11 protein-coding genes are annotated in these 14,056 nt (G+C 47.8%); 4 read left to right on the top strand and 7 right to left on the bottom strand.

Annotated elements, in window-relative coordinates; all coding sequences use genetic code 11:
- Positions 1-28: 28 nt before the first annotated feature.
- Together AT705_RS24770 and AT705_RS02010 are read right to left on the bottom strand one after the other, a co-directional pair.
- Entirely contained in the window at positions 29-172 is a 144-nt protein-coding gene (locus tag AT705_RS24770) for an ATP-binding protein (RefSeq protein ID WP_237113813.1), read from the bottom strand.
- A gap of 529 nt (positions 173-701) precedes the next feature.
- Positions 702-1,064 carry a hypothetical protein gene (locus AT705_RS02010; protein ID WP_058795262.1) on the bottom strand — a complete coding sequence of 121 codons (363 nt, stop codon included), beginning with the start codon at positions 1,062-1,064 and terminating at the stop codon, positions 702-704.
- A gap of 337 nt (positions 1,065-1,401) precedes the next feature.
- Here AT705_RS02010 and AT705_RS02005 point away from each other — a divergent pair, with 337 nt between their 5' ends.
- On the top strand, positions 1,402-2,028 hold the full coding sequence (locus tag AT705_RS02005; RefSeq protein ID WP_167551969.1) for a substrate-binding periplasmic protein: 627 nt from the start codon (positions 1,402-1,404) through the stop codon (positions 2,026-2,028).
- Positions 2,029-2,116: 88 nt separating this feature from the next.
- On the opposite strand, the gene AT705_RS02000 is transcribed toward AT705_RS02005, so the two are convergent.
- Complete coding sequence (locus tag AT705_RS02000; protein ID WP_010386100.1) at positions 2,117-2,521, bottom strand: phosphate ABC transporter substrate-binding protein; 405 nt, start codon at positions 2,519-2,521, stop codon at positions 2,117-2,119.
- Positions 2,522-2,531: 10 nt separating this feature from the next.
- Complete coding sequence (locus AT705_RS01995; protein WP_157576629.1) at positions 2,532-3,713, bottom strand: hypothetical protein; 1,182 nt, start codon at positions 3,711-3,713, stop codon at positions 2,532-2,534.
- Between the two features lie 590 nt (positions 3,714-4,303).
- On the opposite strand from AT705_RS01995, the gene AT705_RS01990 reads away from it, so the two are divergent.
- From AT705_RS01990 to AT705_RS01980, 3 genes are all read left to right on the top strand, one after another.
- Positions 4,304-5,923 carry a methyl-accepting chemotaxis protein gene (locus tag AT705_RS01990; RefSeq protein WP_058795259.1) on the top strand — a complete coding sequence of 540 codons (1,620 nt, stop codon included), beginning with the start codon at positions 4,304-4,306 and terminating at the stop codon, positions 5,921-5,923.
- 183 nt (positions 5,924-6,106) lie between these two features.
- Positions 6,107-7,180 (top strand): porin, encoded by a 1,074-nt coding sequence (locus AT705_RS01985; protein ID WP_058795258.1) that lies wholly within the window; start codon positions 6,107-6,109, stop codon positions 7,178-7,180.
- 10 nt (positions 7,181-7,190) lie between these two features.
- Positions 7,191-7,598: a hypothetical protein gene (locus AT705_RS01980; protein ID WP_058795257.1), complete on the top strand. Its 408-nt coding sequence runs from the start codon at positions 7,191-7,193 to the stop codon at positions 7,596-7,598.
- A 97-nt stretch (positions 7,599-7,695) separates the two neighbouring features.
- Here the strand turns inward: AT705_RS01980 and AT705_RS01975 are convergent, their stop codons facing one another.
- The 3 genes from AT705_RS01975 to AT705_RS01965 all read right to left on the bottom strand — a co-directional run bounded on the left by AT705_RS01975 (position 7,696) and on the right by AT705_RS01965 (position 14,050).
- Complete coding sequence (locus AT705_RS01975) at positions 7,696-8,412, bottom strand: hypothetical protein (protein ID WP_058795256.1); 717 nt, start codon at positions 8,410-8,412, stop codon at positions 7,696-7,698.
- Positions 8,413-8,562: 150 nt separating this feature from the next.
- On the bottom strand, positions 8,563-11,319 hold the full coding sequence (locus AT705_RS01970) for an Ig-like domain-containing protein (protein WP_058795255.1): 2,757 nt from the start codon (positions 11,317-11,319) through the stop codon (positions 8,563-8,565).
- A gap of 88 nt (positions 11,320-11,407) precedes the next feature.
- The gene (locus AT705_RS01965) at positions 11,408-14,050 is read right to left on the bottom strand and encodes a glycosyl hydrolase family 18 protein (RefSeq protein ID WP_058795254.1); all 2,643 of its coding nucleotides are present in this window, start codon (positions 14,048-14,050) and stop codon (positions 11,408-11,410) included.
- Between the last annotated feature and the right edge of the window lie 6 nt (positions 14,051-14,056).

The raw sequence follows: 14,056 nt of genomic DNA, 5'->3' as shown, positions 1-14,056 counted from the left end.
AATTGGTATATCCCTATCGCGACCTTGGCTATGCCCTGTCTGCCGGAAAGACCATTTCAAACCGACAACCCTTATCAGGCGCAGATATACACTTAATTTCGCCGCTCAGTACAAAAGTCATCAAATTAAACACCATATAAAGACCCAGCCCTACATTGCCCTGGTGTCGAATGGTAGTGTGAAATGGTTCGAAAATGTGTGCCAGTGTGTCGCCTGAGATGCCTTTGCCTCAACACGATCTTGATTGCTGGTATATTCATGGGCAGATGCCTGCTTAAATCGCTTCAACAATTGTGCAACCCGCATTGTATTACTCTCTATTAGCTAAATTCCCAGCTTTCTGTCACCTTTGTGCTATAACGCTATCTGGATAGCTTTACTCTGGTTAAACAGCACCTTTCGTAAAGGTTCATCCTTCGGTAAAGAGAGGCCAAACTTTGGTGTATCGAAGATGCCCGGTAGTTATCCTGTAATTTGCGATATAAATTCAGGCTATGAAGAAAGTCAGCTAAGGCGTCATCAAAGCGCATTATTCGAATATTAAGTATACCGGACAACTGGTGGGCTCGAGCAAGATATCTGTCGTGACCTATTTTCGTTGCTAATTGCATTGCGAATACAAGATCAGTTTCAGCAATAACAACATTCTGCTGTCAAGTAGCAATATCCGCAAAGACCAATTTAGCCAATATCTGATTAGCCTAGACCCGGCTTTGTACTGCCAGTATATTCGCGCGCTCAGCCAACTTTTTAGCCAGGCTAAGTTCTCGTTTCGATATATGGGCACGGGCCAGGTGACTCAACAATCGGGCACTCTGGTCATCATTGGGGTTGTCCGCCTGCAATGAAAGCCCTTCTTGACCATAAGCGATTGATTCGGCAGTATGAAAGTGTTGCGCAACATAGTCTATGATTGCTTCTACTTTTTCATTTCCTTCTGCGCTTGCTATCTTCTCTGCCATCAGCTCGGCCGATAAAGGCGTTTGAGCGACAGAGGCCACACTGAATGTCAGACACAAAACAAAGCACACCAGATATTTAAAATCAGCGGTGTTTTCGGACATATAACCACCCGTTTCCCATACTTCAGATGTTATGAAGGCGCATCTCTGTTATTGAATATGTTAGTATAATTCAATGATGTTTTTTTGCCGCCCCCGTCCGTTTCGCCAGCCCATCAATAATCAATTACGACCATTTTCAACTTGAATGCCACTTTTTGTTATGCACCACCCCCCTTATGCGACACAGTTCATCAAGAAAAACCACCGAAACTGGGCTATAACTAATGCCAGCAAGTAATCACGTTTATCTGGCAAAGTTGTGTGGAATAATGCGAATTTGACAACCTTTTTGTTTTGCTTTTTTGTTAGTGCTCCGAGCTTTGCAATGTGTACCTTGATGCGCATGGGAGGTAGTCCGGATGCCCCGCCGATAAGTTACGCTATCCATGAAGACAAGTTGCGTGGCATTGGCTTTGATTTTGTACGACAAGTTTTACCTGCACACACGCAAATTGAAATCACTAAACCCATGCCCTGGCTGAGGGCAATACAATGGGCCAGAGACGGTCACATTGACATGCTGGTTGGGCTGCAAAGTGCTGACTACCCGCGTGAGTGGTTTACCTATCTGGAACCTGCCTTAACCACCTCAGCCCACAGTGTTTTTTATCGACGTAAAGAGACCTCTCTAACTAGCATGGCAGAGCTGATCCCGCTCAGAGGCGCGACCTTGCGCAGCGAAAAATCAGCTACTCAGAGTCACACAGGCTTTGATCTGACTCAGCTTACCCTCACAACAGCAGACAGCGTCGAAAAAGCACTAAAAATGCTGTCCATGAAACGTATCGATTACTTTATTGCGCCTCAGTGGCAGGCCATTAGTAGCTGGCTGAACCTCTACAGCGCGCAAGCTCTACCACTGGCTATGCTCCCGGAGCCCGTGCATATCAATCCTGTTTACTTAGTGCTTTCTAACCAAAGCGCCTGCCTACCTATAAATCAGAGCTGGAAGCCGCAATCATAAAAGCACAGAAAGAAGGCCTGATGGAAGCTTTGCTGGAACAAAGCTTCCTGTACTCAAACGTGGTTGATCAGTTTCATGATCTTTTACGTTAAAAAGACGCGATGACCCTGACACTGTCATCCGCACTGCCACTGGTGACATAGCCGATAATACTGGCGTCTCCTTTCACCATATCCAACACTTCCTGGTCATTGGCCAGTTTTTTTGGCGGTTGCCCTTTACCTGTAAACAAGAGCTTAGACCAGTAGGCTTTTAACTGGCTGGCACTGCGACCGATCACCTTGCTGTAGAACTCTTCACTGGCAGCACTTGTATCGGACTGACTGACTGGCACGGCTTTACCGGCACCATTAAAGGTTTTTAACTTACCCAAAAATATTTGCTCTATCTGATTCTTGTCTAACGCAGCCGTATTTGAGGGATGGACAACGACATCAACAGCCCAGCATGAAGAAGACAAGCCAATCAAGCCCGTAAATATAATCGCTTTCATTGCTTTCCCCTCAAAAGACCAAATCGACGCCCGCGGTCCAAATCGAATAGTCTCCGACAGAAGGCCGGGAGTCTTCACCGCTCACATACTGAAACTTTAACGCTGCATTAGGATGGAAATCGTATCTGACAGACAGACCGACACCATCAAATTCTCGCAGTGCCAGGTTATTTCGAATCGCAACCCCGGTCGCTCTCAAGGTTGGCTGGTCTACGCCATTGAGGAAGTCCAGATCTTTGTTATCTTGCAAAAACCTTTCGTGATGTACTGTGACGATGACATCATCGACTACACGGTAACCAATTGCGCTGTACCAGACCTGATTAAATCCATCACTCGAGTCTTCAACGCCGTAGTCAGCATATTCGACATCCAGAATGACGCGGTCATAATCGATACGAAATCCCGTGTAACCATACAAACCATTTTTGCCATCCCAAACCACAGCATCTCTGAACGCCTGAACCTGTTGCTCTGTTGCCCCCTGAGACTTAGCCAGTTCAATTGCCCCCTGAGCCCCACCAAGGATCGCATTGGTATCGACCGTGCCGCCCTCTATTTCGACTATGAAAAAGCCACCGTATACGGTCCACCAGTCCTTAGATAATTCGAGCCTGACAGACAGCTCATCTTTGAAGCCAAAAGATTCGTCTTGCTGAGTTGCGGCTAGAAACGTAGTACCGCGCCAACTGCCGTACAGTACTTTGGTCGACAACGCATAATCGCCAAGAATAAAGTTGCTGTCTAAAGACACGCCTTCAATTGTCGTGAAATCAAATCCGACGTAAACCGCCTTTGGCAAACGGCCAAAGTTGTGTGTATAGCCAACATTTTGGTACTCAGATTGGTAAAAACTAGGGTTGGCAAAGCGCCCCATGCTAATAGTATGCTGTGGGTTGATTTCATAACTGACATACGCCCACCGTGCTTCTGCGTCAAAATCACCTTTGCCTTCAGCGAGCAACTGAACAGTCGCACTGAGGCCACCACCCAGATCCGCTCGTGCCTGAAGTGCAAACAAAGATTCGTCAGAAAACGAGATATCGCCGTCCCCCTCAAGTGTCTCAAATGGAGACGTGCCCCCATCACTATCGGCAGCAGTCGCCCTTAAAGAAGCAAAGCCATTAAATACGACGTCGGCGTAGCTGGCGAAACTGCTCGTCACCAAAGCGCCTCCAATTACCCACTTCATAGCATAATTACAGTTCATAGTTAGTCGTACCCGTTTGTCTTTCAATGCGCGCAGAGTTACATAACGCCTTTTAACCCTAGCGCAACTTAACCCTTTTGCTAGCTGGGATATTTTGATTCCCTGAAGCGGGTAATATCAGCTCCGCTCACCTTCTCACACTGTCGTCAACAGGGCGATGTGCAGGCCAACCTGAAACTGGTGCTCACAACGTTCATACAGCTGACTGCTCCTTAACAGGCGCGAACACTGAGCTAAGCAGATTACACATGGGATAAAAGTCACTATATTTCTGACATTTAAAAACATTCAGCCACTCATTCCAAAGTTCACATTGACACTGTTAAGAGTTGTAAGGCACGAGCGAGGTGCCTAAATTGCAATAACCCGCATATTGCCCAATACAGGTCTCTGGCTGTAGAAGTAAGGCTAAGCCTTCCCTTTTTTATTTAATTTTTACAAACAATTGGCAAATTGAGCGTTTATGACTAAGACTTGTTACTGTGTTGGACTAGCATCGCGCACCGTACCTGTGCAGGTACAGGCGGTCATCCTGGTGATAGTTCGGTGTTTTAATACTGGGGAACTCGGTTATGCATTGGTTTAAAAACCTACCACTGTTTTACAAAATAAGTTTGATTGTTGCTCTGTCTGTCTCCGTATTTACTGCTAACCTGCTCATCAATTTCTTTGCCTTTCAGAACACTCAAAAAGAGCTCTTACTGCTAGAACGGCAAATTTACAAAACGGTTCAACTGTCCACAATTAACAGTGTTCTCATCCGCCGGGCTGACGAGCTTTTCAGTCAGGCGGTTTCGTTTGCAGATAACGATGTCATGAATCAAGCCTTGCAAACAGTGCAAGGCCTGAGAGCAAACCTCGATGAACTGCGTGTGTTAGATGTTGAGAACAGTACACTGATCAGAAACCAGCTTGAAGTCATTGCCGAATACAAAACTCTGTCTGAGCGGCTCGCACAAGGCATGATCAATAACACCATTGATTTCAGTACGCTTCCCACGCTTGCGAAACAAAAATCAGACCTGTTTGAAAAAGCAGAAAACGGCCTTACTGCCTACCAGAAAAGTGTCGACGAGTTGTTTCAAAGTACCATCAAAAAGGCATATGAAAGCGGTAACGACGGTTTGTGGCTATCAATTCAGTCAGGCGTGGTTTTGACGATTCTGCTGGTGATTGTGGCACTGTCCGTTGCTCGCAATATCAGCTTCACTGCCAATGAATTACGCAGCTCGTTAAGTGAACTGGCAGATGGGCATGGTGACTTAAATCAGCGTATTGAAGTACTAGGTGACGATGAGCTTGGCCGCACAGCGCTCAACTTTAACAAGTTTATGGATACGCTCACCACAGCAATCAATGGTGTTATGTCCGTTTCACAACCACTCCTTGATACCTCGGAAAAGCTGGTACACAGCACTGAAAAAGTAAGAAGAGTGACAGATCAGCAATCAGCCCAGGCGGCGCAAACACAACAGTCGATTAATGAACTCATTCAGTCCATAGACAGCATTAGCGACTCTGCATCTGCGGCGAACACCGCTGCGCATGAAACAGAGCAAGAAGCACATAATGGCCTCTCAGCGGTAACCGATACCATAGCTAATTCAAAAGAGCTTAACCAACAGATTGGCGAAGCGGCAGAGGCGGTCAATGATCTTGCAAAAGGCACTGGCAATGTATCATCCATTTTAGACGTGATCAGTTCAATCGCTGAGCAAACCAACCTGCTGGCACTCAATGCAGCCATCGAGGCTGCCCGGGCTGGTGAACAAGGCCGGGGCTTTGCGGTGGTTGCCGATGAAGTACGTACGCTCGCCTCGCGCACAGGTGATGCCACGACAGAAATACGCACAATGCTCGACTCACTGCAAAATGCTGCTGAGCGCAGCGTTAAAATGATGAGCCAGGCCGATGAACAGGCAAGCAGCAACGAATCCAGAGCGCTAAAAGCCGGGCAGGCATTAGAAGAGATCCAAAGTAAAATCGCCAATATTACGCTAATGAACAACCAAATTGCATCTGCAACAGAACAACAGAGCTCTGTGGCTGCTCAGGTTGCCGATACGATTGAAAAGATGAATGAAGGACAGAAACAGGTTAACGCGTCCTTCACTGACCTGGATGATGTTTCTCACAGACTGCATCAGGCTTCTGATCGGTTAGTGTCAGCGACCAGTCAGTTCAAACTCTAGATTGGGCGTGCCAGATTGTGATTGCCCGGGCTCTTGAGCCCGGTCAAAGGCATGTGTCTAAAGCTTCCTGGTTTCCTTCACTAAGTCCACAAACCTGCCCACAATTTATTCAAAAAACCTATCTTTTTTGCATATATAACTATACTTAGCAGTGCCAACAACACGAGTTTAGCGGAGCTATCCATGAAACTAAAATATACTCTCTTGGTCACAGCGTTAGCATCAACGACACTTCATGCCGAGGTCAACATATCTGGGTTCGCCAGTATGACAGGTGGCCAGGTGTTAAGTGGGTCGGGTGTCCCTCAGTTTGGTCTGGAACCTACTTTTCTGGCTGACTATCCCATCGTGAGCGCTTATAAAGAGGATTTATCCTTTTCGCCTGAATCCCTGATTGGGTTGCAGATCAGCAGCGACCTGGGTGAAGGCTTGAGCGTTACAGGTCAAATTGTCGCCAGGGGTGCCAATGATTACGACGCAGAATTTGAATGGGCCTATGCCTCATACGAAATAAACGACAACTGGACATTTCAGGTCGGTAAAAAGCGTTTACCTTTGTTTTACTACTCTGATTTTTATGATGTTGGGTATGCGTATGTGTGGATGCGCGCCCCTGCCGACAATTATACCTGGCAGATATTTAATTATGAAGGTGCCAACCTGCTGTACAGCGGTGCAATCGGAGATTGGGGCATTTCTGCCAACGTATACACAGGGCGCGAAGACGACACCGAAAACAAACTCTTGTCTGAATTCTTCTTCCAAACCCCTACCAGGGAGATTTGGGAAGATATTTTGGGCGGTGTGGTACAGCTCAGCTATGACTGGCTCGAATTGCGAGTCACCCACATGCGCTATACCAACAAACGTTTTCGCAATGGTGAACCTGAGCTTTGGAACGGCAAAGACAGCCGAGATGGTAAGTTTTATGGTCTCGCCGCCAATGCAGATTTTGGCAATGTCTTTATCTTAACTGAGTTTAACCGGCTGGACCTCGATGGTGACTTAGATACTTACATGATCAGTGCTGGCTACCGATTCGATACCATCACCCCATATATTATGTATTCCAACTTTGAACAAAAAAATGGAGACGATCCGGAGAAGCATGACACTCGTGCCGTCGGGGTTAGATGGGACTTCCATCCTTCCGCAGCCTTCAAAGTACAATATGACAAAGTAGAAGATGATTCGACTGCACTGGCAGTAGCAGGCGACAGTGAATCACTCACTTTTGGTGTTGATTTGGTTTTTTAGGGGAAATGACATGAGAAATTTAATATACGCAGTGCTATTGTCGTCGGCTTTTAACGCTTATGCTGGCGTATCCGTGATTGTTCACCCCAGCAACGGCAGTAGCTTTGATACCTCAACAATCAACCGTATTTTTACTGGCAAAGAGAAATCTTTTTCCAATGGGAATAAAGCGATCCCGGTGTCACAAGAGCCGGGTAACCCGATCACCGATGAGTTTAACAGCAAAGCACTTAATAAATCTTCTGCTCAGCTCAAGGCATATTGGTCTAAACTCATCTTTACTGGTAAAGGCACACCACCCAAGGAAGTCTCTAATGACGCAGAAGTCATCAAAATGGTTTCTGCAAACCCGGATACAATTGGCTTTGTCTCTTCCGATTCGGTCACTGATGCTGTGAAAGTAATACAACAGTTTTAGCAACTTTTGGTGCTTTTATATCAGTCTTAAGCCGGTTCATCTGAACCGGCTTTCATGTTGCAAATCCGTTATTAAACAGTAGTGGATTGTTCCTACGTTATTCGTCCAGAACCTGAAAGGTTATCTCTTGCGTCTCTAACGAGAAGACTTTCCCGTTATCCAATTCTATCCTGATGTAAAAAGTCATGTTTACAGGATACTCAAGTCCTGTATTTAGCACTAAATTGCGCGTAAAGCCTGCGTTCAACGCCTGTCCATCGCGACCGTATTGTAAAAACTCTTCCACTGTAAAAAACGTTTTCGTGTCGTTTTTGTAAGAATAATATCTGTTGAGCGCGTCATCATAAGTCACCGAAAATAATGCATTCAGATTGCTCCCGGAGGGGTGTTGCTGACTAAAATCCATTGCTGAGGTGATATCCATTGACACAATACTTTCTTCTGTCTGTGGGGGCATCGGCGACAAAGCATGGGCTTTGGAAATCAACTGAAACGGTGTAAATGTTTCAAACCCGGACGCCAATTGTACTGACTCTGTTTGCGTGTCGAGGCCAAACACGATATCCCGATAAGTGACAGGTTCGTTCGCCTGATAAGGTGTATCTCGATTGTACTCAGGATCGCCGGCATCTTGCTCGGCCAGTCGATTATAGATGCTCACTTCAAATCCCTGAGTGACTATCTTAGAGCTTTTTACACTCGGTTTCGGTGGCGTTACAGGCCCTGTTATACCAGACGTGGGCTCACTGTTGCCAGAACCACAGCCAACCAGAATACCCGATAGTATGAGTGCTATGAATGTGCGTTTCCTCATTATTTGTCCTTAAACAAGCTCTACGCTGCATTCTATCTGGGTGTATGATAGTGACCAACCAGTTGCATGTTATTTAATGTTACCTTTTGTCTCATTACGCAACAGGCAAGGTGGGCCTGATACAAAAGCAGTTCAGGCCCTTGAGTTGAATTACTTGCACTCCCCAATTACTTTCCACACTGCCCAGCGGCTTGAGTAATCAGCCGGAACTTGATTACGTGTCCACCATTTTGCCTGGTACAGTTTGCCGTTATAGCTCACCTGATCACCAGCGGTATATACAGTGCCAGCAGACCAGCCACGAGTCCGACAGCCTGGTGCCTTCGCTTTGATGCTAATTTGGTGCGTGGCTGAACGCGTTTGCAAACCGCTCTTATCGCTGGCCACGGCATACAGCTCGTAGGTCCCTGCCTCGCTCAGAGTCGTCGACGCACTGAAAGGCTCAAGATTGCTGCTTGCTACTTGTTTGCCGTTAATGAAATATCGGACCTGAGCCAAATCACCATCTTTATCCGACGCTTGAACCTGAAGCATAATTGGCTGCTCAGGGACAAACTGACTACCATTTTTGGGGCTGGTTAAAACCACCTCAGGCGCATTTACCTCACCCTGACTTGGTGCCACTTTAATAGTCCGTGTTACAACATGAGAGCGCGCACCGTCATCATCCACTGCAACAGCACTCAAGGTGTACTCGCCAGCTTGCTGAGCATTAAAATTAAACACATAAGGTGCTCGGGTAAGCTCAGTCAATAGCTGGCCATTCACACTGAACAGCACCTCTTTCACTTCACCATCCTGATCGGTTGCGCTTAGTGCCACCGCTACCCGGCTACCTTCTTTGACTTCGAGGTTGTTCTCAGGTGACAAGAAGATCAGTTCAGGTGCCTGGTTTGGTTGCTCCTTAGTCTGGCTACACTCAACGCCGCGCTGCCACGCTCCCCAGGAACCCGAATTATGCGCAGGACTTTGACCGCGATTCCACCATTTAGCAGTGTATTCATAGCCATCAAAGGCGGCTTTATTGCCCTGCACATAGACCTGATTTTCCTGCCATTGGGGTGTCTGACATTGACTCGGGTCGATTAACGTAAACTGCACAGGATCTGAGGTTACACGTAAGCCTTCATTATCTTCCACTATCGCACTCAGTTGATAGATACCCGTCTGATCGCTTTGCCAGCGCACCTCAAAAGGCGCCTCGGTTATTGTCTGATATTGCTCTCCGTTCACAATAAAGGTCACTTTAGCAACTTCACCATAGTCATCTTGCGCATCGGCACTGAAAGTCAGCGCTGAGTTAATCTTAAAACGACTACCCTCTTCCGGGCTCGTTATGGTGATTTCAGGGGCTTTATTTTCTGTGCAGGCAAACACGCCGACCTGTTTAAATGCCCTGCCCACATCCTTGATATCGTAACCCAGCTCTTCGGCCGCATCCGTTACACCGCAAGCCAGCGACTCAAAATTGCCGTTGTACACCCAGTAGTGTTTGTTTGCGTGCAACATCACCTCATAGGCTTTTTTTACGCCCCAGCCAGGTGTCGTAGATAGCAGATAAAAAGCTTTATTAAATACCCCAGAACTATAATGAACATCGAGCCCTATAGTGTAATCATCCGCATGATCAATAGACTTGCCGTCTTTGGTTGGATCATCCATATAGCGCAGCGCTGTACGGTTTTTGAAAATGCTGGCACCGATTAACCAATCCACTTCACAATTGCCATCGGCGTCTTGATTCAGAAAACACTCCAATGCCTCCGACGTCATGTCTGAAAACGCCTCGTTCACCCCGCCTGACATACTGCTATAAACCAGCTTTGAGTTCTGCGAAGTCACACCATGGGCAATTTCATGGGCGACCACGCCCAGCGATGTGAAAGGATATACGCCATAACGAGACAAGTTGCCATCACCAAACGTCACTTCTTTGCCATTCCAGAACGCGTTGAGATAATTTTCGCGGTAGTGCACCCGCATCACCAAATCGCCTTCCAGTGCACGGCTGCTGTACCAGTCATCAAACATCTCCAGCGTCGCTTTACCATAATACATGGCATCATTGAGGGGAGAATAGGCACCATTGACTGACTTATGCTGGTTCTCATGACAATCAAACACGAAGGTCTCGGTATTGCTGATGTCGTGTCCCATATCGATCACACGAATGTCATCATGCGCCAGCGCACAGCGTCCATCGTCACGCTCAGTCGCATAAAACTTCGGCTTGCCTTCGCCGTAATAATGACGGCCGATTTTCTCATTGCCGCCGGGGCCCGTACCAATTTTTCCATGGGTCAGAGTCTCAACATGACTCAGGATTTCAGCACTGTGCGCATCAATGAAAAACTCCGGTCTGCTGGGGGCGTGCTCTGTCTCAGCAAAGAAAGTGACCATGTATGCCAATCTAAAGCCGCTCTGATAAGGATAAACCACCAGTTCAACCTGCTCATCGTGAGTGAGCAATAGATCCGAAATACTGCTCTTTGCACTACTCAGTGCTTGTGCTTCATCAATTGACGCAACAATTGAATCCAGCCTGGGAGCCGGCACCACTGAACCACTGATCCCGGTGATATCCCCCTGCGGTGAAAACCACACACTAAACAAGTTTTGTGCGTCATGATGTGTGACAATTTCCCCACCGTGTACGCGGACCCCTTGATAATACTGGCTACGACGAAGGTGTTTGCCATCTTTACTGCGGCTATGGGTTTTAAATTCAAGGCCAGCCTGAACACGTGCCTGACGAGATTGGAAAAAGCGCGTTGATTGTTGCAATTGTTCAATGAGCTGTGACTCAAGTTGCTGGTCGCTATGAATGCTCACTGGTGCTGTGCTGGCTGTGGCACCAAATACGCTCATCGCACCGAGAAAAGACGCTATGGGTGATAATTTGTACATGATTATGCTCTTATTGTTCGTTGTTTTTATTTATCCGTTGGCAGCGCATCCCTGCGCTAATAAGGACTATCCGTAACAGTGAGTTAATTTATAGCTTGCGCCACACACCGTTAGTACCTGGCGTCTGACCTCGAGTCCACCAACGTGCCTGCCAGGTTTCTCCGCCGTGTGAGACTTTGTCTCCGCCGGTATAAACCAGGTCACTGCGCCATGCTCGCACTTTGCCATCGTCTGGAATGATTTCCTGCCACACGCCCCCGTTGGAAGGCGTTGCTCCTCGTGTCCACCAGCGAGCACGATATTCAACGCCTTTGTAAAACACCTTATCACCGCCTACATACACTGTGTTGGCATCCCAGGTGGTTTTGCCATCCCCAGGCGTCGGTTCAGGCGTTTCAGCCAGATTTTTCACTGTGACGTTAAACTGACGCTGCACTTCATGGACACCATCGCTGACGGTCACAGTACCAGTCACAGTCTGTGTTTTATCTACTTCAGAGGCGTTCAGGGTGACAGATGCGCCCTGCCCGCTGATTGCGTGACCAGGCACATTCCAACGATAACTCAGTACTTTGCCTTCCGGATCAGTAGCACTTACGGTCAGCGTTTTGCTGGACTTTTCATCCAGGCTAATACTCGCGATATTTCCAACAATTGGCGCTTTATTTTCAACCACCGGCGCTTTTACCAGTACTTTGACCTGTCGCTGTACCTGGTTCACCCCATCGGAAACCTGCAAGTTAACCGTATACACCGCGTCCTGAGTGATATTTGGTGCCGTTACGATAACGCTGTCATACTCACTTTGCAGATTCAGCTGAGCATCACCAGACCAGCGATAAGTCAGTGCTTTACCTTCCGGATCGCGCGCATCGGCAGTCAGAATATAAATGTCACCCGCCGCCAGCGTCAGGTTAGGCAGCATTGTGACTACTGGTGCTTTGTTCACTGGTACCGGCTCAGTCACTTTCCCGGCCAATCCTTCGTGCATCGCATTGAGAATATCACCGTCATCCGCATCAATTTCCCAGGCAAACAAGCCGCCCAGATTGTGTTCACGGACATATTGCCCTTTTGCTCTGACGGAGCGCGGACTGTCATAGGTCACCAATGTGCCTGTATCACGGTTCCAAACATAAGCCGCTTCGGCTGTGGTGTCATAACCCACTTCAAAGCCATTGATGCCCAGCTCATCACGGCCAATCATGTGTGCCTTGAGCCCTTTATAGTCAATGACACCGGCTTCCCAAACGCCCTGTGACGTACTACCACGCAACTTACCATTGGCCGGCGCGGTCATCGGGTTATCAGCAATTTGCGCATTGTTCGGATAAACACCTTCCCAGCCACGTCCGTACATGGCTGCACCAACTACCAGCTTTTCACTGGGCACACCTTGCTTAAGCAGTAACTGAATTGCATTGTCCAGGGTATAAGCAGGGCCTTTTCTTGCCTTCCCTTGCTCATCTAACCCGTTACCCTGACATTCATCTGAACTCAGGTGTGAACCACAATAAATGCCCGTCTGATGACCTGTTTCATTGTTCCAGCCACCGTAAAAGTCATAAGTCATGGCAAAGATGTAATCCATGTACTGCGCAGCATCGCGATAATCCACATCTTCGATTTTGTCCCAGCCAGTGCCAATGGCTGATGTCAGTTCATAGTCGCGACCCGTCTGGGCTTCCAGCTCATCCAACATTACTCTGAGCTCTTTCATCAGCAACACATAGGTTTCACCATCCGTGCTTGCGCCTAAGTCTGGGTGGGCACCATCACCGCCCGGGAATTCCCAGTCTATATCCACACCATCATAGAATTTCCAGGTTGTCAGGAACTCGCGCATTGACCTGACAAAGGTGTCGCGATTCGCTTTGTCGGTAAAGTCAAAGAAGGGATCGGATAAAGTCCAGCCCCCCACCGAAGGTAATATCTTCAGGTCCGGGTTACGCTGTTTAAGCGCCATTAATTGCGCGTAGGTACCGCGAATTGGATCTTTACTGCTGATCCCCGGCAGGGCTTTTTGCACCGCAGCCCAGGGGTCGTGGATCACCACTTCATAGTCTTCAGAGCTGCCACACGCCAACTTTAACGCGCGCAGACTATTGCCATTTTCAATTTCTGCCAGCGAGTCATTCGGCCCACAAATAGGAATGAAGCCATACAACAGGTGAGTCAGGTTATCCGTCGGGAGCTGGGTTACATCAAAGTTTCGGCCGTATATGCCCCACTCGACAAAATAGGCACCCACCACAGTATTTGGGTCTGTGTCATACTGCTTGTTATTGGGGTTGACGTTCAGCTTGAGTGGTTCCAGGTGCCCACCATCGGTATCGGCAATTACGATGGGCTTACTGGCAGAGGTGGCGCAACCGGACGCATCACACAATGAAATGCGCAATTCATGACGGCCTGATTTATGATAAGGGAAACGGATCACCCCGCTGGTGGTGCCTTTCGCCAACTGCCCTTCATTAACCACCTTGTCATCAAAGTACACTTTGTAGCTGTCCCCTCCTTTGCCCGACCAGGCATTCCATTCGATGGCGATATCGACCACCTCTTTGGCCTGGATCAGCTGTTTGTAGGAGCCTCTGCCGTAAATGTTGACGTCAACGAACGAGTAATTTTGCGGTTTCCAGTTGATGCTCGGGGTTGATGGTGCGGCGACAGCTGTCGCTACTGATAAAGCTGATGCGACCGCAGCCGCACTGATCAAATAGTTAAACATGTTTTT

Source organism: Pseudoalteromonas rubra (assembly GCF_001482385.1).
In the GTDB taxonomy this organism is placed as follows: domain Bacteria; phylum Pseudomonadota; class Gammaproteobacteria; order Enterobacterales; family Alteromonadaceae; genus Pseudoalteromonas; species Pseudoalteromonas ardens.
Note: the sequence above shows the minus strand (reverse complement) of the source record. Positions and strands in the feature narration are given on the sequence as shown.